General features: G+C 45.4%; 21 protein-coding genes and 1 tRNA gene. 13 read left to right on the top strand and 9 right to left on the bottom strand.

All coding sequences use genetic code 11. From position 1 onward, the window contains the following. Positions 1 to 21: 21 nt before the first annotated feature. Positions 22 to 1,977, bottom strand: coding sequence for a tetratricopeptide repeat-containing sensor histidine kinase (locus ACYVE4_RS20610; RefSeq protein ID WP_461042111.1), 1,956 nt, complete (start codon positions 1,975 to 1,977; stop codon positions 22 to 24). 251 nt (positions 1,978 to 2,228) lie between these two features. Between ACYVE4_RS20610 and ACYVE4_RS20605 the strand changes: the two genes are divergently transcribed. After that, the gene (locus ACYVE4_RS20605) at positions 2,229 to 2,552 is read left to right on the top strand and encodes a hypothetical protein (RefSeq protein WP_461042110.1); all 324 of its coding nucleotides are present in this window, start codon (positions 2,229 to 2,231) and stop codon (positions 2,550 to 2,552) included. Between the two features lie 340 nt (positions 2,553 to 2,892). On the opposite strand, the gene ACYVE4_RS20600 is transcribed toward ACYVE4_RS20605, so the two are convergent. Then, a complete protein-coding gene (locus tag ACYVE4_RS20600) occupies positions 2,893 to 4,653 on the bottom strand; it encodes an ABC transporter ATP-binding protein (RefSeq protein WP_461042109.1) in 1,761 nt (586 codons plus the stop codon). A 143-nt stretch (positions 4,654 to 4,796) separates the two neighbouring features. Between ACYVE4_RS20600 and ACYVE4_RS20595 the strand changes: the two genes are divergently transcribed. Then, positions 4,797 to 6,131 carry a Gfo/Idh/MocA family protein gene (locus tag ACYVE4_RS20595; RefSeq protein WP_461042108.1) on the top strand — a complete coding sequence of 445 codons (1,335 nt, stop codon included), beginning with the start codon at positions 4,797 to 4,799 and terminating at the stop codon, positions 6,129 to 6,131. Positions 6,132 to 6,236: 105 nt separating this feature from the next. Then, positions 6,237 to 7,487, top strand: coding sequence for a DUF2264 domain-containing protein (locus ACYVE4_RS20590; protein WP_461042107.1), 1,251 nt, complete (start codon positions 6,237 to 6,239; stop codon positions 7,485 to 7,487). 71 nt (positions 7,488 to 7,558) lie between these two features. Here the strand turns inward: ACYVE4_RS20590 and metG are convergent, their stop codons facing one another. Continuing rightward, positions 7,559 to 9,622, bottom strand: a complete 2,064-nt coding sequence (metG, locus tag ACYVE4_RS20585; RefSeq protein WP_461042106.1) for a methionine--tRNA ligase — start codon at positions 9,620 to 9,622, stop codon at positions 7,559 to 7,561. Between the two features lie 192 nt (positions 9,623 to 9,814). Between metG and ACYVE4_RS20580 the strand changes: the two genes are divergently transcribed. Continuing rightward, positions 9,815 to 10,828, top strand: a complete 1,014-nt coding sequence (locus ACYVE4_RS20580; protein WP_461042105.1) for an NAD-dependent epimerase/dehydratase family protein — start codon at positions 9,815 to 9,817, stop codon at positions 10,826 to 10,828. Between the two features lie 189 nt (positions 10,829 to 11,017). Then, positions 11,018 to 12,421 carry a tetratricopeptide repeat protein gene (locus ACYVE4_RS20575; protein ID WP_461042104.1) on the top strand — a complete coding sequence of 468 codons (1,404 nt, stop codon included), beginning with the start codon at positions 11,018 to 11,020 and terminating at the stop codon, positions 12,419 to 12,421. Positions 12,422 to 12,479: 58 nt separating this feature from the next. On the opposite strand, the gene ACYVE4_RS20570 is transcribed toward ACYVE4_RS20575, so the two are convergent. Further along, positions 12,480 to 13,085, bottom strand: coding sequence for a hypothetical protein (locus ACYVE4_RS20570; protein ID WP_461042103.1), 606 nt, complete (start codon positions 13,083 to 13,085; stop codon positions 12,480 to 12,482). 188 nt (positions 13,086 to 13,273) lie between these two features. On the opposite strand from ACYVE4_RS20570, the gene ACYVE4_RS20565 reads away from it, so the two are divergent. From ACYVE4_RS20565 to ACYVE4_RS20555, 3 genes are all read left to right on the top strand, one after another. Beyond that, a complete protein-coding gene (locus ACYVE4_RS20565) occupies positions 13,274 to 13,714 on the top strand; it encodes a VOC family protein (protein WP_461042102.1) in 441 nt (146 codons plus the stop codon). Between the two features lie 121 nt (positions 13,715 to 13,835). After that, on the top strand, positions 13,836 to 14,567 hold the full coding sequence (locus ACYVE4_RS20560; protein WP_461042101.1) for a TlpA family protein disulfide reductase: 732 nt from the start codon (positions 13,836 to 13,838) through the stop codon (positions 14,565 to 14,567). Positions 14,568 to 14,679: 112 nt separating this feature from the next. After that, positions 14,680 to 15,945, top strand: a complete 1,266-nt coding sequence (locus ACYVE4_RS20555) for a hypothetical protein (RefSeq protein WP_461042100.1) — start codon at positions 14,680 to 14,682, stop codon at positions 15,943 to 15,945. Here the strand turns inward: ACYVE4_RS20555 and ACYVE4_RS20550 are convergent. Then, a complete protein-coding gene (locus ACYVE4_RS20550; protein WP_461042099.1) occupies positions 15,942 to 16,817 on the bottom strand; it encodes a mechanosensitive ion channel family protein in 876 nt (291 codons plus the stop codon). The genes ACYVE4_RS20555 and ACYVE4_RS20550 overlap by 4 nt on opposite strands. A gap of 208 nt (positions 16,818 to 17,025) precedes the next feature. Here ACYVE4_RS20550 and ACYVE4_RS20545 point away from each other — a divergent pair, with 208 nt between their 5' ends. Continuing rightward, on the top strand, positions 17,026 to 18,189 hold the full coding sequence (locus ACYVE4_RS20545) for a cysteine desulfurase family protein (protein ID WP_461042098.1): 1,164 nt from the start codon (positions 17,026 to 17,028) through the stop codon (positions 18,187 to 18,189). A 42-nt stretch (positions 18,190 to 18,231) separates the two neighbouring features. Here the strand turns inward: ACYVE4_RS20545 and ACYVE4_RS20540 are convergent, their stop codons facing one another. Together ACYVE4_RS20540 and ACYVE4_RS20535 are read right to left on the bottom strand one after the other, a co-directional pair. Continuing rightward, positions 18,232 to 19,182 (bottom strand): L-threonylcarbamoyladenylate synthase, encoded by a 951-nt coding sequence (locus ACYVE4_RS20540; RefSeq protein ID WP_461042097.1) that lies wholly within the window; start codon positions 19,180 to 19,182, stop codon positions 18,232 to 18,234. Between the two features lie 90 nt (positions 19,183 to 19,272). Further along, positions 19,273 to 19,743 carry an FKBP-type peptidyl-prolyl cis-trans isomerase gene (locus ACYVE4_RS20535; protein ID WP_461042096.1) on the bottom strand — a complete coding sequence of 157 codons (471 nt, stop codon included), beginning with the start codon at positions 19,741 to 19,743 and terminating at the stop codon, positions 19,273 to 19,275. A gap of 205 nt (positions 19,744 to 19,948) precedes the next feature. Between ACYVE4_RS20535 and ACYVE4_RS20530 the strand changes: the two genes are divergently transcribed. Together ACYVE4_RS20530 and ACYVE4_RS20525 are read left to right on the top strand one after the other, a co-directional pair. Next, entirely contained in the window at positions 19,949 to 20,311 is a 363-nt protein-coding gene (locus ACYVE4_RS20530) for a YciI family protein (RefSeq protein WP_461042095.1), read from the top strand. Between the two features lie 238 nt (positions 20,312 to 20,549). Beyond that, a complete protein-coding gene (locus tag ACYVE4_RS20525; RefSeq protein WP_461042094.1) occupies positions 20,550 to 21,827 on the top strand; it encodes an RNA polymerase sigma factor in 1,278 nt (425 codons plus the stop codon). A 190-nt stretch (positions 21,828 to 22,017) separates the two neighbouring features. Here the strand turns inward: ACYVE4_RS20525 and ACYVE4_RS20520 are convergent, their stop codons facing one another. Then, positions 22,018 to 22,272: a GIY-YIG nuclease family protein gene (locus ACYVE4_RS20520; RefSeq protein WP_461042093.1), complete on the bottom strand. Its 255-nt coding sequence runs from the start codon at positions 22,270 to 22,272 to the stop codon at positions 22,018 to 22,020. 150 nt (positions 22,273 to 22,422) lie between these two features. Here ACYVE4_RS20520 and ACYVE4_RS20515 point away from each other — a divergent pair. Both ACYVE4_RS20515 and ACYVE4_RS20510 read left to right on the top strand, forming a co-directional pair. Further along, a tRNA-Ala gene (locus tag ACYVE4_RS20515) sits at positions 22,423 to 22,496 on the top strand. Positions 22,497 to 22,587: 91 nt separating this feature from the next. Next, positions 22,588 to 22,986, top strand: a complete 399-nt coding sequence (locus ACYVE4_RS20510) for a hypothetical protein (protein WP_461042092.1) — start codon at positions 22,588 to 22,590, stop codon at positions 22,984 to 22,986. On the opposite strand, the gene ACYVE4_RS20505 is transcribed toward ACYVE4_RS20510, so the two are convergent. After that, entirely contained in the window at positions 22,973 to 24,424 is a 1,452-nt protein-coding gene (locus tag ACYVE4_RS20505; RefSeq protein WP_461042091.1) for a leucine-rich repeat domain-containing protein, read from the bottom strand. The two genes, ACYVE4_RS20510 and ACYVE4_RS20505, sit on opposite strands and share 14 nt — an antisense overlap. Positions 24,425 to 24,465 lie beyond the last annotated feature (41 nt).

The raw sequence follows: 24,465 nt of genomic DNA, 5'->3' as shown, positions 1-24,465 counted from the left end.
TTAATCGGGGCTGCAGTTATCTTATGTATTCCACTCATTCCCATTGATATGAACCGTCTCAATGGGAATTTTTATATGTATCCGGGTTCCCTTATCGGTTGGTTGCTTACTATCGAATGTGCCGCCGAGAGAATCCAGTCTGGTCTGAATATTTTGCAGGCCGATGCCCCGTTTGCCCGTATTTTGCTCTAATCCAATTCCGTCGTCAGTGACGCGTAAATCAATGCCGGAATCAGTTCTGTGCAGGCTGACGAGTATAGTCGTAGCATTGGCATGCTTGATTGCATTGTTGACTAATTCGAACACAATGCTGTAAACATTAAATTCTATTTCGACGGGTACGCGCTTCTGAAACCCCGTTATAGCGAGCGATAACTCTAATGGCGAATTTTGGTTTAGTTGGTTGATTAATGTATTCAGCGTTGTTACCAATCCGTCTCGCTCTAGTTCAATGGGAAGGATATTATGTGAAATATTTCGTACTTCAGCATAGGCTTTTTGAATGAGCTGTTTTACATTTCGATAAACGGTCTGCTCTGGTTCTGAGAGATTCTGAGGATTGATGACCTGAATACTCATATTGACGGCACTAAGCAAACTGCTCAGGTTGTCGTGCAGTTCGAGTGCCACTCGCTTTCGTTCAACCGTTTGCCCTTTAAAATGAGCCGCTTTTATTGCCTCGTTTTTTCGAATCAATTCTTGGTTGGCCCTGACGAGTTCTTCTGTACGTTCGTTTACTCGTATTTCCAGCGTTTTATTGTTCTCGGCCAGTTGTTCTCTTACCATTTCGAGCAAGGTTCGCTGTTTGTCAATTTCCCGATTTTTGGTTTGTAGTTGACGGTTGTTCCAGAAAAGTAGACCGGCAATGAGCAAAATAGCAACTATGCCCCCAAAGAGTCCGTTTCGCGTTTGTGCCAATTGCTGGGATTGTAGTTGTTCCTTTTGTAAAGCGTTCGTGTTTTGATACTGAGCCTGTAGCATTTCGAGTCGTTGCTGGTTTGTTTCTTTTGACAAACTGTCTTTCAGCAGAACGTAGTTTTCGTAGGCTTTTAATGCACTTGCTGGATTACCGATTTGCTGATAAATTTTGTACAGCTTTTCGTAGGCTTCGGCAACGATTCTGGTATTTTTTGCCGATTGGGCTAATTCTTTAGCCTGGTTACAATACGCTATAGCCTGCTGCCAGTTTTTTTGTCGAATGTATATGTCGGCAGTATTAACTAAAATATTAACAGCCAGCTCTATACTCCCATTTTTGCGAGCGATCACAAGTGCTTTTTTGTGATAATCAATAGCTTTAGTCAAATCACTTAACTCTTTGTAGACTAAGCCGATGGCATGTAATCCATGTGATTCGTACCAGGGATTGTAGGGCTTTATTCGACTCAGGTCGTACATTGACTGACTGACTTTCAGAGAATTCTCTAGTTCTCCCTGTTCGCGATAAATTACGCCCTGTGCGTTCAGGAGTGCTAATCGTTCACGATAAGACTCAGTAAATGAGGTTTTGTCCAGAATTGCTAATCCCTGCTGACAAAGTCTCATAGCCTTCTCATTATTGTGAAGACTCAAATATGCCTGAGCTAATTGCCCATATGATGCTGCCATTTGGACGTACTGGTTCAGCTTTTGGGCCATTGACAGAGCTTTATAAAGAAATTTCAGAGCCTTATAATTATCTCCTTTTATTTGATATAAAAGCCCAGTATAGAAGTAAGCATAGACGAGATGATTTTCTAGTTTTTTCTCAATACATAGTTTGGTAATCAGCTTATTGTAATAAAAGGCAGAATCAACGTTCCGGTCTGCATAAGCTCTCATTACAGCCTTTATCGTGTTGAACGTGAGCGTATCCTTCGTATATCCATTCGGTTGGCTATCTAATCTTCCTAATTCCCGTTTCAGGCTGTCGATGCGGGGCGTTGAAGCTAATCCTACTTGTACGAATAAGCATAAAAGAGGTAGCAGTTTTTTCATGGAAGAGGGGTTTGGGCAAACTTACACAGTATGCTCTTATTTTCAAGCTACCTATGTTAGATAATAGATTGACTGTAAGATCTTTAAGAAATGCAATGTATGATTGGAAACCAAAACCTCAAGATTACATACTAAGAAGTACTTCAAGCTGAAAAAGAAAAATAGTATGTATATAAGCAGGCATTTTATACCAAATTAAACAGCCAGACCATTTTGTAGGTTATAGGTGAGAATCAAACTCATCGACAACCATGCGACATTTCATGCTCAATCCTAGTGAGTTGACCGGTGGCAGTTCGAGCCAGGTACCTTCGGTTATGGACAACGATCCGAATGCTGATGAGGAAGTTATCGATCAAAATGCTGGCGAGGATTATCCGAAGCCTGTTGATTCAGATCAGAAGGAGTCCGCGAAAATTGCTCCCGATAATCTGGCTGATTCTATTGCCTATGCACTTGACGGGAGTGGTCCTGGCCCAGCGAAGGCGACACCCAATGTATCTGGTCACGATGTGATTATAGAGGGTAGTTCGGGCACTGGCCCCGAAGAAGAGGAAGCGCTGTTCAAAAAATAGCCTACGAATTAGTTCGATAGGTTATTGTTACTATCAATATGACTTCCGATTTCGTTGGTGTAGACGCGGTATTTTGTACGGTCAATAGATTGATAAACAATTGATAGCAGAAAACTGACTAATTCTGCCTAAGGCGAATCATAGCCCATAATATCCTCCAAAGTTTTGGTTTTATTGAGTACCGATTGATAGCCCTTATACTAAATGGGCTTACCATCCATAACCTCATACACCAGATAATCTGGTATTTTCCTTTTCCGTTTTGGAGTCGTTTTGGGTACAATAGCCGTAGGCATACCTAATCAGAATTTAGGCAAATATGCAAAAACCTATAAATTGGCTACACCATTTCTTTATATTGCATTCGATATAAATTGGCGTAGAAACCTTCGTGCTGAAGCAATTCTTCGTGAGTGCCCTGTTCAGCAATCCGGCCTTTATCAACGACAATAATATTATTCGCTTTCTGAATAGTTGAAAGACGGTGAGCAATAACAATGGCCGTACGCCCTTTCATCAACTTACCAATTGCGTCCTGAATCATTTCTTCAGTTTCGGTATCAACCGATGAGGTAGCTTCGTCAAGGACAATAATTTTAGGGTCTTGTACCATCGCGCGCACGAACGATATTAATTGACGCTGCCCAACGGAAAGCGTTGATCCTCGTTCCATAACATTGTACTGGTATCCGCCAGGGAGTCGTTCAATGAAGTCATGAACCCCCACCAATTTAGCGGCTTCCACGATTTTTTCGTGGCTTATCGTCTTGTCGCCCAGCGTAATGTTGTTCTCGATTGTGTCTGAGAAGAGGAAAACATCCTGTAGAACAACCCCAATGTTCCGGCGTAGGTGGCCAAGTTCATACTGATGAATATCAACACCATCGACGGTTATTTCGCCTTTGTTGATGTCGTAGAAACGGCTCAATAGATTGATAATGGATGATTTGCCAGCACCCGTAGCACCGACAAACGCTACCGTTTCACCAGCCTTTACCTGAAATGAAATGTCGCGCAATACCCAATCTTCATTGTTATAGGCAAACCATACATTTTTAAACTCAACATCCCCCCGAATCGTAGCTGGCGCATAGGTGCCATTATTGGCTGTAAATTCGTCGCTATCCAACAGTTTCAGGATTCGGTCAGTGCTGACGATACCCATCTGAAGTGTGTTGAATCGGTCAGCCAGCATTCGGATGGGGCGGAAGAATAGGTTGATGAACATGACAAACGCTGTGACTGTCCCAAACGTAACATCCGAATGAATGATCTGCGTAGCACCATACCAAACTACTAAACCGACCGCAACGGCTGAAATGATATCAGCTACAGGATAATAGATAGAGTAATACAGAATAGAGCGAATATTTGCATTCCGATGATCGGCATTAATGGCACGAAATTTTTCAGCTTCAATTTTCTCACTACCAAAAATCTGGACAATGTTCATGCCCGTGATATGCTCCTGCACAAACGAGTTCAGATTGGCAACAGCCGTTCGTACTTCATTGAATGACTTTTTAATCTTCTCCTTGAAAATGTATGTGCTAATCAGCATGAACGGAATGGACGATAAGCTGATTGCTGCAAGCCGCCAGTCGGTGTAAAACATTACGCCAATAATCAAGACCAGTTGCAAAATATCACCAGCGATCGCTGCCATCCCTTCACTGAACACGTCAGCAAGTGTTTCTACGTCTGAGATTGAGCGTGTAACTAATCGACCAATGGGGGTGTTATCGAAGAACTTTAGCCGTAAGTGTAGAATTTTTCGATAAAGCTGCGTCCGAATGTCGCGGATTACGTATTGACCCAGCCAACCTGATAAATACGTATTTGAGAACTGAACCATGGCTTGTATCACCAAAACACCAATCATAACAATCAGCATCTGGTTCAGTCGGTGGTAATTGCCCACCGAAATAATGTTGTCAATGGTATACCGAATCAATAAAGGTGTTAGCGGAGCCAGACAGGCCGCCAGCAGAATAATACCAATAAGCAGATAAAAACGCGTTTGATACGGTTTGACAAACGTATAGAGCCGTCGGAGGATCACCCAGTCGAAAATCCTGCCGCTTTTCTGTTCTTCGTTCACGGGAAAATGGAAATGGCGAGTTCTAACAGGTAACAGCGTTTTACGGCCGAACGTTTCCCAAGATAACCTCTTGAAAGTCGGAAACAGTAAAATCAAGGCAAATGAGCTTTTTTAAAGTGTATACATATAGACGAACTCTTCTCATGAATCGCCGACAATTTGTCCAGAACACAGCCGTAGCTGGACTCGCCACGCAGATATTGCCGTTTCCAATTTTTGGCCGAAATGCGCCCAATGAAAAAGTTAATATTGGCCTGATCGGTGTTCAGTCGAGGGGGAGTTGGCTGGCCGGTATTTTTTCAAAACTTCCCGGTGCCGAAGTCGCTTATATCTGCGATGTGGAAGATGGAGCCATTGGAAATGGTCTGAAAGCCGTTGAAAAAGCAGGTCAAAAACGGAAGCCCACTGTTTTTAAAGACCTACGTAAACTACTGGAACAAAAAGATTTGGATGCCGTAGCCATTGCTACCCCCGATCACTGGCACGCTCCGGCAGGTATTTTGGCTTGCTCCGCAGGAAAGCATGTGTACGTCGAAAAACCGTGCGGACATAATCCGCAGGAAGGCGAGTGGTTGCTGGAAGCCGCCCGAAATCATAATCGAATTGTTCAGATGGGTAGCCAGCGCCGGTCGTGGCCGACGCTCCAGCAAGCTGCTCAGGACATTCGAGACGGTGCGATCGGTAAACCTTATTTTGCCCGAGCCTGGTATTATAACAATAGGAAGCCCATTGGTAAAGGAAAATCGATTGCTGTTCCATCTACGCTTGATTGGGATTTATGGCAAGGACCAGCCCCGCGCAAAGGGTATCAGGACAATGTCGTTCCCTACAATTGGCACTGGTTCTGGAATTGGGGTACGGGCGAAGCCTGCAACAACGGCACACACGAAATCGATTGTTGCCGCTGGTTGCTGGGCGTTGATTTTCCAACGAAGGTCACCTCATCAGGAGGTCGGTATGCCTATCCGGGTGACGATTGGCAAACGCCTGATACGCAGATAGCTACATTTGAGTTTGGTGATAAAGCAACGATTACCTGGGAAGGATTAAGTTGTCAGGGATTTGGCCCTGAAAAAAGTGGCCGTGGCTTTACGATTTACGGTGATAAAGGCGTTTTGTCTGCTCCAGAAAGTGGCACCGATTATCAGATTCGAGATTTGGGTGGCAAAGTGATTAAAGACATCAAAGGCGATGCGCCAACGAGTGCTTCGTCTACGAATGCTGTAAGTCCGGGCGGGGAGCAACTGGATGCTTACCATTTGACCAACTTCCTCGAAAGTGTTCGGGGAACAGCCAAACCCAACGCTGATATTGCTCATGGGCATAAATCAGTTTTACTCTGTCATTTAGCGAATATTTCACAGCGAACAGGGAGCATGATTCATACCGACCCAACTAACGGCCATATCCTGCACGATAAAGAAGCCATGAAATTATGGGGACGGGAATATGAAAAAGGCTGGAAACCAGTTGTATAGAGAATAGTTGAGTTTGGTCATCAATAGTTATAGGCCGTCAAGGAGTAATCGTGGTAACCTTTTTACTATTCATATAATATTGACCTGATTTAATTGGCTACCTGAATGAAACGACGCGCATTTGCCAAATTAGCTGCAACCTTACCCGTTGGCATTGGAACGGCAAACGTTAATTTGATAAATACAGAAACAGACTTTAGTTCGGCCCCTGCTCTCGGCGACCGGACTTACTGGCTTCAAACGTTAGTGAAAATTGCTGACCCAGTTTTGAGTGCTTTAGCTCAGAATAAACTAAAGGCTACTATGCCGGTTGAAGCGGCACCGGGGCAGGAGGAAGGCCGGAAGGTTGTGTCGCATCTGGAAGCGCTTGGGCGAACAATGGCAGGCGTAAGCCCCTGGCTGGAATTACCCGTTGATGAGTCGCCGGAAGGAAAACAACGACAACGCTATCTAACACTTGCCAAACAGGCAATTGCGAATGGAGTTAATCCTCAGTCGGCTGACTATCTGAATTTTACCAAAGGTGGGCAGCCATTAGTTGATGCGGCCTTTCTGGCGCACGGTTTGATACGTTCGCCCAACGTATGGAAATCGTTATCGGCAGATGAGCAGGCTAATGTAGTGAAAGCGTTTCTGGCGAGTCGAGTAATTAAGCCTGGCTATAATAACTGGTTATTATTCAGCGCGATGGTCGAAGCTGCGTTGCTGAAGTACACGGGGTCGGGTGATGAATTGAGGATGGATTATGCCATCCGGCAACATCAGGCTTGGTATAAAGGCGATGGGGCGTATGGTGATGGGCCCGATTTTCACTGGGATTATTACAATAGCTATGTCATTCAACCCATGTTGTTGGATGTTGTCAAGACGTTGATCGATGCCGGAAAAGCGGATAAAAATCTGTACGAATCCTTACTGGCTCGTGCACAACGATATGCCCTGATCCAGGAGCGGTTGATTGGGCCCGATGGATCATTTGCCGCTTTTGGTCGGTCGTTGGCCTATCGGTGTGGAGCGTTTCAGTTGCTGGCTCAGATTGCTTTACAGAAGAATTTACCGGAGGAATTGTCGCCTGGTCAAGCGCGGTCGGCGCTGACAGCAGTGATTCATCGGACGATGGACGCGCCTGGTACATTCGATGGCAAAGGCTGGCTACAAATTGGCTTGTGCGGGCATCAACCGGCTATTGGCGAAACCTATATTTCAACGGGGAGCTTATATCTGTGCTCGGTCGCTTTTCTGCCGCTCGGTTTACCGGCCTCTGATCCATTCTGGTCGTCTCCCGCTACAGATTGGACCGCGAAAAAAATATGGTCAGGACAGGATAGTAAAACCGATCATGCTATAAAGGGATAAGAGAAACGGCGAATTTATTTATTCTCATTCCTCTTTCGTCGGAATGAGAATAAATAAATCAATTTCAAGTGTTACGAAACCGTTCCGCCATTCCATACCGATACGCCCGGTGTAATAAGCGATAATTTACCATCGCGGTCTTCGGCCATCAGAATCATTCCTTGTGATTCCAGTCCCATCATTTTTCGAGGAGCCAGATTAGCCAGGAACGTCACCTGTTTACCAATGACTTCTTCCGGAGAAAAGTGTTTAGCAATACCGCTCAGAATCTGCCGTCCGCCTAAGCCATCGTCCACTTTTAATTTGAGGAGTTTATCACTTTTCGGAACGCGCTCAGCTTCGGTAATCGTACCGATACGGATATCCATTTTGGCAAAATCATCGTAGGTAATCTCAGGCCGAATGTCAGGGACGGCTTTCGTTTCTAATTCATTCATTCGTTTGGCATTCAGTAGTTTTTGAATCTGTTTGGCTATCTCCTCATCCTCAATTTTAGCAAAAAGTAAATCGGCTGGCCCAGCGGGAGCTTGCCCTAACGCATGGCCTTCGATCAGCAGATCGGCTCGCCCAGCATTCACCCAGGTAAATTGCTCGGAGATACCTAGTTGGGCGCGTATCTTTTCAGCCGTAAAAGGCAAAAAAGGTTCGCAGACGATGCTCAGATTTGCCGTGATCTGTAAGGCAATATTTAAGATTGTATGCGCTCGTTGCGGGTCCGTTTTGATGGCTTTCCAGGGCTCGGTTTCGGCCAGATATTTATTGCCTAAACGCGCCAGATCCATCAGATAACCTAAGGCCTCGCGGAAACGATACGTAGCAATCGACTGCCCGATACGATCTGGAAACAACGCCAGCTCATCAAGCACTTGTTTATCGTAATCGGTCAATTCGCTCAAAGCAGGTACGCGTCCATCGGCCATTTTGTGCGTCAGGACAACGGCTCGGTTGACGAAATTGCCCAAAATACCGACCAGTTCAGAGTTGTTCCGTGCCTGAAAATCTTTCCAGGTAAATTCGCTGTCTTTGGTTTCGGGTGCATTGGCTGCCAGAACATACCGCAAAACATCCTGCTTGCCGGGCAATTCGTCCAGATACTCGTGCAGCCAGACCGCCCAGTTGCGCGACGTACTGATTTTGTCGCCTTCGAGATTCATAAACTCATTGGCGGGTACGTTGTCGGCCAGGATATAGCTTCCCTCGGCCATCAGCATCGCCGGGAAAATGATGCAGTGAAAAACGATATTATCCTTGCCAATAAAATGCACGAGTTTGGTGCCTTGGTCGCGCCAGTAAAGCGCCCAATCTCGCCCCTGTTGTTCGGCCCATTCTTTGGTCATGGAAATGTAGCCAATCGGAGCATCGAACCAAACGTATAGCACTTTCCCGTCTGCATCGGGCAGTGGTACTTTAATACCCCAGTCAAGGTCGCGCGTCATGGCACGCGGACGCAATCCTTCTTTCAACCACCCCTGACATTGCCCGAATACATTTGTTTTCCATTCCGTATGGCTATTGACGTATTCTTCAATCTTAGGCTGCATGCGGTCCAGCGGAAGAAACCAGTTTTTGGTTGAGCGAGTCACGGGTTTTGAGCCAGACAGCATCGAGTGTGGCTCAATCAATTCCGTAGGGCTGAGCGCGGTACCACAACGTTCGCATTGATCGCCATACGCATTTGGATTTCCACAAACCGGGCAGGTACCAACAATATAGCGGTCGGCCAGAAATTGCCCGGCTACTTCGTCGTAATACTGCTCAGTTACCTCTTCATCAAAATCGCCATTTTCGTAAAGTTTTGTGAAAAACTCCTGCGAGGTTTCATGGTGAATCTGATTGGACGTACGCGAATAAATATCGAACGAGATGCCAAAGTCTTCAAACGCCTTTTTAATCTGGACGTAGTATTTGTCTACGACTTCTTTGGGCGTAGTTCCTTCTTTCCGAGCTTTGATAGTAATAGGCACGCCATGTTCATCGGTGCCACTGATAAAAGCGACGTCTTTACCCGTTGAGCGAAGGTAGCGTACATAAATATCGGCGGGCAGGTAGCAGCCAGCAATATGTCCGATGTGGATAGGGCCATTGGCATAAATCAGAGCCGCCGTAACGGTATAGCGTTGTGGGTTTTCTAGCATCAGTGAGTCGATAGTCAATAGTCATCAGTCAATGGTGTCGATAGACTATCGATGACGACTAATTTTCGCAAAATTAGCAATTCAGGCCCGAACGTTGTTATGTTTACACAAAGAGTAAAGACAGGCCTACATGGAGAACAACACGCCGAATACGAATAATTTCCTCAACTGGGTCGAAATCAAAAACTTCAAGTGACCTCATCATTACCTAAATACGTTTTTATTACTGGCGCGACCGGATTCATTGGCTCGCACATTACCCGACGCTATCTGGCCGATGGCTATTCGGTTTCGGTAATGTATCGGCCAACGAGTGGATATGGTATGCTGGCGGATGTAGCTGAACAGATAACCTGGCACGAAGGTGATGTTTTGGATATTCCGTCGCTCGAAGCCGCTATCCGGCCTGATATTGACGTAATTCATGCGGCTGCTATTGTTTCGTTTGTGCCGAAGGATCGGGATCGGATGGAACACATCAACGTAGAGGGAACGGCCAACGTAGTCAATGTTTGCCTGAAAGCGGGTGTTCGTAAATTGGGTTATGTAAGCTCAGTGGCTGCGATAGGACGGCCAGTTATGCATACAGGAAAAGATAATGAACCCATTATAATTGACGAGCAACAGAAATGGGAAGATTCGCCGAATAATTCGGTATATGCCAAAACTAAGTATCGGGCTGAACTAGAAGTCTGGCGAGGAGTGGCCGAGGGACTAAATGCTGTTATGGTGAATCCATCTGTTGTGCTTGGTACTGGTGACTGGAACCGAAGTAGCTTACAACTTATTAAATATGCCTACGACGAGAAACCGTTTTATCCGGCAGGGCTGATAAACTACGTCGATGTGCTTGACGTGACCGATGTGCTTGTTAAACTGATGCAGTCGACAGTTACGGCAGAGCGATACATTTTAAATGCAGGCACCATTCCGTACCGTTCATTGTTAGAACAAGTAGCAGGTGTATTGAACAAGCGTCCGCCAACGATGCGAGTGCCTCCGGCATTAACGCGTCTGCTCTGGCCATTAGAAGCCGTGCGGGCAAGGTTAACCGGAAAAGCTCCGCTAATTACGCGGGAAACGGCTCGGTCGGCGAGTTCGCTTTATCAGTATGACGGGCAGAAAATTGAGCAAACACTTCGTTTTCAGTACCGACCGCTAAGCGAGACATTGAAGCGTGTGGCAAACGCTTTTTCTACGCCTTAAACGAGCCTATAAATTTTCGATTAAGGGTTGCAGTTTCGCTTTTTTGGATTTATATTTCACTGCCAAAGGATAAATCGCGCCACTGGTCGCGGTCCCCATCCGATGATTTGCGAGGTACGATTAATGGTGTACTTTTTATATACATTACAGGTCGAAACTCGTAGATCGTACTTCGTAAAATATCTATACATGGAGCAAGAGTTCGAAGAACGAGAAGGCGATATTAAAGAATCAATCCGGCGTTTCGAGCAGATGCTGGACCAGCAACAAAGCCAGTTTTTCGACCTGGATGTCTACGAACAAATGGTTGAGCACTACCTCAACCAGGGTGATTTAGACAAGGCATTTAAAGCCGCCGAATCCGGTCTGGAAAATTTCCCTTACGCGCTGGAGTTAATGCTCGATAAAGCCCAGATTCTGGCTAATTTTCAACGATTCGACGAATCGCTGGAGTTACTGGAACGGGCTTCGTTGTTTAATCCGGGTGACCTCGATGTGCCATTTATGCAAGGCTCTGTCCTGAATATGGCTGGTCGCTATGAGGAATCCATTCAGGTACTGGAAGAATTGCTCGACCGGGCTGAAGATAAGGATGATATCCTGTTTCAGTTGGGTCAGAGTTACCAGAACTGGGGGAAATACGACGAAGCCATTACCCAGTACAAAAAGTCTATCGCCCTGAACATTAACAACGAAAATGCCCTCTATGAGCTGGCGTTTTGTTTAGACGTAACGGGTGAGCTGGAGAACAGTCTGACCTATTACCAACAACTGATCGATTCTGATCCGTATTCATACAATGCCTGGTACAATATGGGCATTGCCTACAGCAAATTAGCGCGCTATGCCGAAGCCGCTGAGGCCTATGATTACGCGGTCATTATCAAGGAAGATTTCGCGTCGGCCCATTTCAACCTAGGGAATACCTACATGAATTTAGGGCTATTCGAAAAGGCAGAGCATTGTTATCGCGAAACGCTGAAATACGAAGAAGCAACCGCTGATACGTATTGCCATTTGGGTGCTAGTCTGGAAAAGCAGGACCGATTACCCGAAGCGATCAAGGAATACCGCGAAGCACTGAAGCTAGACCCTATGTGGGACGAAGCGTGGTATGGAATCGGGGTATGTTTGAGCGAATCCGGCAAGTGGTACGAAGCGTTGCCATTCCTTCAAAAGGCGGTCAAACTGAACGATCAGAACGGCGAATACTACATTGCTGTTGCCGAAACCGAATACAAAGTCGGGAACGTTATTTCGAGTGTGGAAGCGTTTGAAAAAGCGGCCGAAGTCGATGCCGAAAACCCGGATGTGTATTTAACCTGGTCGCTGGTACCGTTCGATCAGGGCGATTTTCTACGAGCTAATGACATTATTCAGATGGGCATCAACGATATGCCCGACGAAGCGGATTTATATTATCGGTCAGCCGTTTATCTGATTCATGCTGGTCATTACCGCGAAGCCCTCATTCAGCTGGAAGCCGCACTCTCGCTCGATTATGATGCGCATGTTCAGTTATTTGAATTCTTTCCTGAATTAGAGAAACAGAAAGCTTTGTATAAGATCATTCAGCAGTACAAGAAAGAATAAAATGCTGAGAATCTTAACTATAAACTAAAAAGTCGCTCTTCTGAGCGACTTTTTAGTTTTAGGGAACTGGATCTAGTTGGGCGAGTCGTTTTATGATCTCCGTTTTACTCAAAAAGACGTCTGGATTAGGCCACTTATTTTGAATACAAACCTCGTAAAACCATTTGTTGGCTTCTTCTAAGTTTCGTAACCGTTTTAGTTTTCCATTGTCACTCCAGGTGAAAAGCACGTCACCTATTTTGCCTTTATCTTCGTTGATAGCGTAAACACGGTCATATAACCCCACTTTACCAACGGTCAGTCGGCGGAATAATCGATTGCTTACACGTAAAAAAACTGTGGAATCAGTTCGGGGTAAAACCGAAGTATCCGCACCTGTGAGAGTCAGTCGTTCAAACCGGTAAAAAGGAACATTTTTGCCTGGTGAATGACCATTTTCGTAGAAATTAAATCCAGAGTTTCGATTGTACATAAATCGTCCGGCCAACAGCGATCCGTCGTCTAATTGAGCAATGCCATCGTGCAATTGATACGTCACCGGAGCAACGTAAGGTTGCTGACTCGGAATAATGATTGGGTAGCTGCGATACACTGTACGGGGTGTTTGCCCATAGGCAGTAAAGATCAACAAAAGCAGAAAGCTAGTAAGAGTGCAGGATTTCATATGTGTGCAGATTCGTTGATTATAAGTAAACGTGATCTATGATTGCCTGAATATGCGTTAATATAAATTTAACGGAATATTCTAGGATTTAGTTTGTAAAATCAATTTGGATTGGTGAAAAATAGGGGCGATTTAGCCCCGAAGCTCTTACTATTTTTATACTTGTTAATACGCTAATTATCAACAAAATGAACCAAAGGCTGAGTGTGATTACCCTGGGCGCAGACGATTTAACAGCTATGAAAGCGTTTTATTCGGAAAAACTGGGCTGGAAAATTGAGGCAGAAAATAAAGACATTGTTTTTTATAAGCTGAATGGTTTTCTGTTTAGTCTCTACAGTCGAACCAGTCTTGCTACAGGTGCTGGGTTGTCTGCTTCGGGAAATGGGTTTCGCTCGCTCACACTATCGTGTAATGTGGAAACGAAACGAGAAGTTAATGCACTATTTGACGAGCTTAAAAAAAAGGATATCAAGATGTTGACAGAACCGCAGGATACGCCATTTGGTGGGTACTTCTTTTACTTTGCTGATGTGGAAGACAATGTTCTTGAAGTGGCTTATAATCCGTATATTCCGTTGGATGAAAATGGAAATGCCATCACCCATAAGAGCATAGATCATCTGTAAGAATCTGAACTGGCCCGAAATTTGATTTGCTCTCGAGGACGACCCTCGAGAGAATGATAACCTGTGTATTTCTAACTACATCATTTGGCTTTGTGGGTATATCAACTAATAGCGAATCGATATGGCCCATGTTAAGCAAGTATGTATAATTGTCTGTGCAACAATAATTTCTACCATCTGCCAGGCACAGATCGGGGTTAAACAAGCCGCAACTAAACAACCATCTGCTGAACCGACACCGATTACCAATCAATTGACTGGTCAGCGAATGACGATCAGCGAGTATAGCGAATTTACAAAAGCAGATCCGTTTGCCTATCACCTGGTGCCTGAATATGACGAATATGGGCAACCCGTTTCATACGTGATGCGACAGTCTACCCCCGAAGAACACCAGAAACACCGTTTTCGGGATCGGGATCCGGCCAAACAGCCAAAAGGAGGGCAGGATATTCCGCCGTTTGCCATGACCGACGCAACGGGTAAAACTTACAAATCAGCCGAACTGCTAGGGAATGTGGTGGTGCTGAGTTTCTGGGTAAGTTTGGATAAATCGGTATGGGACGCTACGCAGGAAACGGCTTTCGCTGAAGCGTTACGGCCTTATCAGTCAAAAACAGGGCCGATAGTACTGGGTGTGTTTAACAGCGAATTACCGAAAGGGGCAGATGCACCCAACCTGAAAACCCTGCCTTTTAAAGCTATTCCGAATGCGTATGGCTTTCACAATAAATACCATATCACAACCATTCCAACCATTTTTGTGATCGATAAAACCGGCAAAGTTGTAGCAAATCTACAAGGTCCGGGAAGCATCGATAAGCTGAAACAGGTATTAGCAACCGTACTTTAACAACTCACCCACAATTGACGCACGACCGGCAAGATTACGCATAAATGAACGGAATGGTATGTGAATAGGTTAGTCAACATATTGATGGCAATAGTTGACCTTTTTATCCAACATGAACAAGCCGACTCACGGCCTATTTCGACCTATTTTTTGTTGGCGCTTCCAGTTGATGAGCCTTTTGTGGGCAGTAGTTTTACCAATAAGCACCTGGGCACAAACTGACTCTGTTAGCCAGATTGTTACGTCTCCGCATAGTGTGGCCCATCTCGATACCTCAGCAGATATCTGGGATGTGTATTATCAGTTTATCAACAAAAAAGGCCACCGATCTGCCGAAGGACAACAACCCGGTTTTCATCCCTCCTTTTTTCCTGAACTGGCTTATGCCCTGCAAACTGGCTTTGCTGTTGGGCTAAATGCGAATCTGTCGTTTACGAGCGCTGATCCGAAGCAGAACGTTTCGGTTATTTATTCGACTCCCCAATACACACAGTATCAGCAGGTTATCATTCCCGTCGAAGCTAATATCTGGACGAAAGGAAATAAGTATAACATTCTGACCGACTGGCGTTATTACAATTATTCAGCCGATAATTTTGGCCTGGGCGATGACTCTCGCCCGGATATTGATGATCGGTTGCTTTACTCATACGTGCGGCTGTATCAATCTGTTCTGCGACAGGTAGCACCTAATTTTTCGGTTGGTGTTGGATATTCGCTGGATTATCACTGGCGTATTCGTGAGGAGAATAATACCCCCCAACTAAATGATGATTTTCAGCGTTACGGAGCGACGACTAAATCAGTCTCTTCCGGGCCGACATTTACATTGCAATACACCAATCGGCGAAACCCCAACAATCCGCAAAACGGTTTCTTCGGAAGCATTATGTTTCGGCCAAATATGAAATGGTTAGGCAGCGATACTAATTGGCAATCAGTAATAGCTGATTTTCGAAAGTACGTGCCTTTGTCGCATAATTCACGGCATATTCTGACCTTTTGGAATGTAAACTGGTTAAGTTTTGGCGATCAGGCTCCCTATCTGGATTTGCCTAGTACAGGCTGGGATACCCACGCAAATCTGGGCCGTGGTTATACCCAGGGACGATTTCGAGGCAGAAATCTAGTCTATCTGGAAACAGAATATCGGGCTGTACTGCTGAATAATGGCTTATTGGGCGGAGTCGTTTTTGCGAATATGCAGACCTATAGTGATTACCCCAATACCGCACACTTTGGTAAACTCTTACCGGGTTATGGTGTAGGGTTACGCATAAAAGTGAATAAGCATTCGAACTTGAATTTCGCTCTTGATTACGGCTTCGGTATTGGTGGATCGCAGGGTGTTTTTTTGAATCTGGGCGAAGTTTTTTAAGCTCCTCCATTCTGTTTCAACTGCACCAATTTTTGTTTTAGATCGAAGGTTTGGGCGGCAAACACCATTAGAATCTGCTGGTCATCAAACACCTGTTTTACAGCAATCATAGCTTCGCTGAGTGCGTAAGCAGCGTTCGTTGTCGATGGATTGATCCAGAACCAAAGCACGAACTGAACATTGGCATCGGCAAAATTTCGATAATGAAATTCAACAGGACGACTGGGTAAAATAAACGGAAGACTGGCGACGGCTTTCTGCGCCAACTGTTTGGCATTGGCCATATCATCCAGATACGATATGCCGCCCGCCAGTTCAATACGTCGCAGACCCGTGCGGGAAAAATTGGTAATTGGTTTTTGAAAAACATCCTTGCTCGGAATTTCGACGGTTTGCCCCTCGCCATTGTCGATCACAATGGAACGTAACTTAATATCCAGCACATTGCCTGTATAGCCATTGGTTTCGACACGATCGCCCACCTGAATTGGACGGGCAAATGCAATCATGGCTCCTGAAATAAAGTTTGTGGTCAAGTCCTGAAAGGCAAAACCGATCGCCAGCGCAATGACACCCGCTCCCGCCAGGAGGGAGGTTACCGTCTTATCTAACCCTAGCACGCCCAACGCGACAAATAAGCCAATGCACATAACGAATACACGCATGACCGCACCTGTTAGGTTGATCAGCGAAATATTGTTGCTAACCCGATCCAACCCTTTGACCACCCATCGACTAATCCAGCGTGATAGAAGAGCGAAAAAAAGTAGTAACAGAATGGCAACCGCTAGTCGGGGCATGTAACGAATAGCGGTGCGAAGCCAGGTAACTAATTCAGCATAGATTAGCCCAGCAGCCTGCGGAAAATTCATGGTGTAAGTAAATAATGGTTCCAGGAGAACGACGTAAATAAAGATTGTGTTCTGGTAGAATTAACGAGTTCAGGAATGAAATTGGTGCAGAAGCTGAGCGACTATCATTCGGAAGGTTTTTACTACGCTTCGTGGCCTGATTTCACTCTTTCGCGCATTTACGCTACAAAATCCCGTACCTTTGCAGCAAATACAACGCTGATAACTGATGACACCAAACGCTGCCATTTACCTGGATAATGCCGCTACTACCCGCCTGGATCCTGAAGTTTTAGAGGTTATGTTACCGTTGATGACCGAGCAGTTCGGAAACCCATCGTCTATTCACAGCCACGGACGAATGGTTCGTACCGCTATTGAGAAAGCACGCAAAACCGTTGCGTCGTTACTAAATACCTCTCCCGCCGAAATTTTCTTTACATCGGGTGGTACCGAAGCGGATAATACCGCCATTCGGAGCAGTATCGAGACGTATGGCCTGACACATGCGATTACATCACCATTGGAACACCATGCCGTTTTACACACGCTTCAGCATCTGGCCGAACAGGGAACCATTCAGCTAAGTCTGGTAAATATAGATACGAAAGGACAGATTGACCTGGCTCATTTGGAGGAGTTATTGCAGACAAATAACCGTTCGCTGGTATCGCTTATGCACGGGAATAATGAAATTGCTAATCTGCTGGATCTGAATCGGGTAGGCGAATTGTGTCGGCAATACGATGCGATTTTTCATTCCGATACCGTACAGACGATGGGTCATTTTCGACACGATTTGCAGCAACTACCAGTTGATTTCATTGTAGGTGCCGGACACAAATTTCATGGTCCCAAAGGTGTAGGGTTTCTGTATGTTAACGCCGATCGCGTCAAGATTCATCCGTTTGTCTATGGAGGAGCGCAGGAGCGGAATATGCGCGGAGGTACCGAGAACGTATACGGTATCGTTGGATTAGCTAAAGCGCTGGAAATCGCTTACCGGGACATGAATACGCATCGGCAACACATTACATCGTTGAAACAACGGATGATTGATCGACTCCTCGATAAAATGCCTGACGTGCGTTTCAACGGGAATTCAGCCGATGTTGATACTAGTTTATATACGGTGCTGAACGTCAGTCTGCCAGCATCCGACATTAGCGATATGCTTCTGTTTAGCCTGGATATTGCCCGGATTTCAGCATCGGGAGGTTCGGCCTGTTCAAGTGGCTCAAACGTAGGTTCACACGTATTAGCGGCCTTACCCGGACTGGATTCGGAGCGAGGATACGTCCGATTCTCATTCGGAAAATACAATACAGCCGAAGAAATTGACTTCGCTGTGGATACGCTGGTCGGATTGTATCAGAAAGAGTTGGTCAAATAGAAGCTGTATTCAGATCGAAATGACAAACTGGCGTGTAAAAAATCACTGCACGCTGGCTCGCCGAAGCCGGTCATTTATAGCCCAGCCAAGTCCTTGATTCGGTAATGATTCGGCGTAAATGATGTCGAGCGGAAGCGAGTCAAGGGCTCTTAGATGTGCGAACAGATTTTTGGCCGCTTCGTTCATGTCGCCTGTAGGGGAGAGGACTCGTTGATTTTCAGGAAGGATTCCTCCGAAAGGCTCGCGAAAAACCAATGCACCCGCTCGCTCGCTCGGTTGCGGACTTTCACCAAACGGGAGAAGAATCAATGGTTTGCGGGGAGCGTAATGGCTGCTCAACATACCCGGTGCTTTTGGATTGGAAGTCGAGTGCGTTCGTGCAGAAACCGGGCCGATAACCTGCTCTACTTGGTCAAGTGCTAAGCCGCCTAACCGGTAGACAGTTGCCTTATTATTCTCAAAGCCAACAATAGTCGATTCTAAACCAACACCCGCCGGACCACCATCCAGAATATAGGGGACTTGATCTCCCAATTGATCGGCTACGTGCTGCGCGGTTGTAGGACTAATATAGCCAAACGGATTCGCACTCGGAGCCGCTAACGGAAAATCGAGGGAGCGCAGCAGATCGAGTGTAAGCGGATGGTTTGGGATACGCACGGCAACATTCGGTAAACCCGACGTGACAAGGTCCGGAATCAGGGCTTGCTTGGGTAAAAGTAAGGTTAATGGACCAGGCCAGAACGTTTGGGCCAGTTGACGAGCGGCTTCCGGGAGGTCAGTAACGAATCGATCAAGCTTATCGAGCGAATCCGTATGGACGATGAGCGGGTCGAAGGAGGGTCGGTTTTTAACCCGAAAAATAGTCAGAACAGCGTCAGGGTTGAGGGCGTTACCAGCTAATCCATAAACTGTTTCTGTTGGAATACCTACTACATTTCCCGCTTCCAGAAATGCCTTTGCTGCCTGCCTGTCCGTGCCGATTTGTGCCATGATTTCGTGGCGCAAAGATAAGGGTTTTGGGCAAAGGGGTAAGGGCATGGGGAATCTTCTGTTGTCCCTTTGCTCTTACCCCTTTGCCTACTAGTGATGATGTCCTCCGGGGCCGTGGACGTGCCCGTGCGCTAGTTCCTCGGAACTGGCTTCGCGAACATCCATCACTTCGACGTCGAAGAATAGATTTTGATCAGCCAGCGGATGATTGGCGTCAACCGTAATGGTTTCGGGGCCAACGTTGGTTACGGTAATAACCTGACCATCATTCGTTTGAAACTGCATACCTACTTCAACATTCTGACCACCAAATGCCTGGCGCGGCACTTCTTCAACCAGTTTAGGATCGCGTTTGCCGTAGCCTTTTTCAGGGGCTACATCAATTTGGAAATGATCACCTTTGGTATGACCTTCCAATCCTTCTTCCATTCCCGGAATCAGATTCTGAGCGCCGTGTAAATAATATAATGGGTCGCGGCCCTGGCTGGAATCCAGAATATTGCCCTTTTCATCGCGTAGGGTATAATGGATAGCAGCTACTTTGTCTTTTGTAATATTCATGATTGATTGTTCTATCACCCTACCGATTCTGGCGGGGCTTCCATTCTATTACAAGAAGCAAGGGTGTAAAGTTTAACTGTTCAACCAAAAGGTTTTTGACGATTGAGAAAAGTTAAAAAAAAATTAGGTCAAATGTCCGATTTATAAGCAGCCGTTCGTCTAAGTGACGAAAACAAATTAATCACTCCTAAAACAATCAAATCTCATGGACAAATTCATGCTTGTCTTTCATTCACCATACACTCAGGAAACCGCTTTCATGGAAATGTCGCCCGAAGTGATTCAGGCCGAAATTCAAAAGTGGAATGTTTGGATTGGCGGTATTGCAGCACAGGGAAAACTGCTTGGAACGGATGCGCTGGCTCCTGTTGGCAAAGTCATGACGAAAGGTGGGCAGGTTATTACGGATGGGCCGTTTACGGAGGGAAAAGAAATTGTAGGCGGTTATTTGCTGCTGACAGCTAACCATTTAGACGAAGCCGTCGAGCTAGCGAAAGGCTGCCCTATGTTCGATTCGGATGGTACAGTCGAGGTTCGGCCAATCATCAATTTTGAGCAGGTGGGGTAGGCCGTTAATAGATTATTAATCAGGCTTGTTGTTAGGGTTGATGGCTGCATTTTGCCGTGGAATTCGGTAACTTCGAAAGCCATCAATCCTGATAATGAGCATGACATAATTAATCAATCAATCAACGTATTTCTGCAATACTTCAGTTTTCTGTTCAGGAAAGATAAACGAGTGTCTTTCTGCCAGTATATCAGATTGTCCACGGGAAATCTGCCACCCTAATCGCATTGCTGCCGTGATGCATGACTCTGCCAATTCCAATCAATTAGTCGAACATTTATTCCGCCATGAAGCTGGTCGGATAGCTTCTGTATTGACCTGTATGCTCGGTTTCGACCAGATTGATTGGGCTGAAGATATCGTGCAGGATACCATGATTCAGGCCTTACAAAGCTGGCGGTTTCAAGGCATTCCCGACAATCCGCGAGCGTGGCTATATCGAGTGGCGAAAAACAAAGCTTTGGACGGACTTCGGCGCGACAGTCGATTTCGGCAGATAAGCTCAGAGGTTGAGTATTTGCACCAACAGGAAACACTCGAAACAATGGATAATGGTTATTTTTTCGATGAGGAAATTACCGACAGTCAGCTACGAATGCTGTTTGCGATTTGCCATCCGGTAATCAGTGCCGAGTCGCAGATGGCAATGTGTCTCAAGCTGTTGTGTGGATTGAGCGTTCGGGAAATAGCCAGCTCGTTTCTGACCACTGATGAAACCATTACGAAGCGGATTTACCGTGCGAAGGAGAAAATTCGTCAAGAAGGTATTCGGCTGGAAGTCCCGACGGGTGCTCAGTTAACTTCCCGAATCGACAGTGTACTGAAAAGTATTTATCTTCTGTTTAATGAAGGCTATAATTCATCACATCCCGATCAATTGATCCGTCAGGATTTGTGCGAGGAAGCCATGCGATTGTGTATGCTACTAGCCCAAACTCCACGTACTCAACATCCAGCAGTCGATGCGTTACTGGCGTTGATGAGTTTTCAGGCGGCTCGGTTCGACGCACGTACCGATACAAACGGAGCAATTATTTTGTTAGCGGAACAGGATCGTAGTCGATGGAGCCAGGAACTCATTCAGCAGGGACACATATATCTGAACCGTTCGGCGGAAGGTACAACGCCAAGTGAATATCATCTGGAAGCGGGGATTGCGATGTTACATTGTATGGCGCCTTCGTACGAAGCAACCGACTGGTCAACTGTGTTGCTGTATTATAATGTGTTGTTTACCCTAAAGCCGTCGCCGGTAGTAGCCCTGCATCGGGCTGTTGCCCTGGCAAAAGTAGAAGGTCCAGTAAAGGCGTTAACGGAAGTTGCCAATCTGTCGGGGCTCGATACAATGCATTACTATCATGCCATTCTTGGAGATCTGTACGAGCAAAACAACCAGTTTGATCCTGCGCAGCAACATTATCAGCGAGCTAGTCAACTGACAACCTCTTTAACCGAAAAAGCTTTACTGGAGCGGAAAATAAATCGTCTAGCGGGTGAAGACAAGATGCCACTGTAGGTTGGTTTTTACTTTTTATGCAAAATTTTTGTCCTGCTGACGAAGGAAGCATCTTAAGGTATCCTTACTCTCGGATTGAGAAGCTTTAAGATGCTTCCTTCGTCAGCAGGACAAAAAACGCTTAGAAATGAAATAGTCCTCAACTTCCAGAAGTTGAGGACTATTTCCAATGATCATACAAAATGTATCCTTAGACGGCTGGTGCAACACTATTGATGATCTCTTCCCAATGGGCGCGATCTTTTTTCTTTAATTTCATTTCAAGGCTAAGCGCTTCATTTCGAGTCGGAAACTGTTGTGTAAACTTTACCTCCCAGGGTTTTCCGTTTGCTGTGGCTGGATTGGTTTTGGCATTATGCTGCCACATGGTAATCTTAAGGTCTTTGGTCTGACCGATGAAATATTGATCGATCGTTGGGCTGTATATGATATAAACCGTATGCATGCGATTAGGGGACTATTGTCAAATCTACGCAATTGATCACATAAAACAAACATTACACTTATAGAGAACAAGGTTGGTTTACGATAAGGAAAAAATTAAGTCGTGGTTTGGCTGTATTAATTTTTTCCTCATCTTTGCACCCACAAAAATGGGGGATTAGCTCAGTTGGCTAGAGCGCTTGCATGGCATGCAAGAGGTCATCGGTTCGAATCCGATATTCTCCACAGGGTTACATTATTCTAATATGAAAGGCCGTTTCCGCGCAGGAAACGGCCTTTTTTGTTTAATTATTACAAGAGATAAAATCTTTGGAAAATGAAGATTTTATGGACAACCCATATAATGATCGACTTCCTAAAACCACTTTTCTGTAAAACAGCTGGTAGTAAAAAAATCTTTGAAAATGTGGGCGTTGCTCAATCTAATTTCAAGATTGTAGCCACCCGTGTTCGGGAAGGTAAACGTCCTGAAAACTATATGCTCGATGATCCAGATAAACTACCTTTACTGGTCGAGAAATGGAGGTTCGAACCGGGAGATAAAGTAGGCAGATGTGGGTACGATTATCAAATCCTTTTTACGAATGGAGAAGTGTTCATTCCAATTTCAGTTTGCTTTGTCTGTAATGCCTTGGTTATCAATGGTACAGATAATTACAGAACCTCAAAAGGTCAAATAATGGCATTACTAAGGGAGGATTTTACACTGATGTAAACAGAGTGTTCCAGCTTTCCGGAATATTTGCTATGGCTTCTCTATTAGAGATACGGACAGCTTCCAGATTGGTCAGTTTTTTCAAACTATCAGGTAAATGTGTCAACTGCGGATTTTCATTCAGGCACAGTTCTTTGAGTTTTGTCAGATTTCCCAAACTTTCCGGCAAGGTGCGCAACGACGGGTTTTCGCTGATAGTCAGAAACGTTAGATTGGCTAATGCTCCCACCGAATCCGGCAGTTGCTCAAAATCCGATTCATGAAATGCCAATTCCTCTAGTCCCGACAGGTGGCCTATTGCCGACGGGATTTTGTCAAAATAAGCTCTGTGGAAAAGCAGAGTTTTGAGTTGTTGCAAGTCAACTAATTCGTCTGGAAGTTGCAACGGAATTTGGGGGTCAATGCCGGGCCAAAGGGTCAACTTCTCGATTTGGGTACAAAGGCCAATTTCTTTGGGAATCGGATTTACACTCAACTCGAGTTCCTTCAAATTGGGCATTTGCGCAAGTACAGATACTATTTGCGAATAATCTCGTTCCTCAGGACTATCGAAATATATTGTCTTCACCTGAGTCATTCCGGCCATTTCTTCCGGTACGTGGGTGAAGCGGCAATTGGAAAAATCAAGTAGTTGTAGCCTGGAAAGTTGGTAAAATTTTGACGGCAGTTGCCAACTTTTCGCTCGAATAGTTAATTCCTCTAGATTGGCTAAATCAGCAAACGATTCTGGCAATATCACATCAGATTCACTCATGAGCCGCAATTCGGTTAGATTTTTTAGTTGCCCGATGCTCTCTGGTAGTATTTGTGGGGAGATGAAGCCTGTCAAATTCAATGACTTCAGAGCACTAAGCTGGCCAATATTTTCTGGTACCGCCTGTTCAGTTGTGAAGGTCAATTCCTTGATCGCTGGCAGTTTGGCCAAAACCTCGCACACGGCATGGGAATCCAATTTAGGATTTCGCGCCAGTTTCGCCGTTTCCAGCGAAGTCATCTCCTGAACATAATCGGGGAGCGTCTTGAGATTTTTTCCTTCCAGATTCAGGTATTTTACTTTGCTATACTCTGGAGTTGGCGGTGCATTCTTCCGAATGCTCGTTTTTTTTATGATGAGTTGATCGCCAAAAATGATAGACAAACGCGCTGAAAGTTGGGTGAACTCATCCTCCGAAATAGCAAGCGCAACGACAAAATCCGAGATCCCCAGGTGTTTTGCGGCTTCTGGTAACAAATGAATCTGTAATTGCTGCCCGGAAAGTTGAATCGTTTTAACCGCATTGGTATATGCATTGGACTGGTCATTCCATTCCAGATAGTGGTCAGACGTACCAGGGAAATTCGACACCAAAAGAGCTAATTCTTTTTCTTCGTGGCCGAAAAAAACGGTTTCTACTCCGTTCTCGCTCCAATAGTCTATACTGTCTGCTTTAAACTTCATGGAATAGCTCGTTGATTTCTAGTGGAGCAAAGGTTCGCTCA

Source organism: Spirosoma harenae (assembly GCF_054776975.1).
Note: the sequence above shows the minus strand (reverse complement) of the source record. Positions and strands in the feature narration are given on the sequence as shown.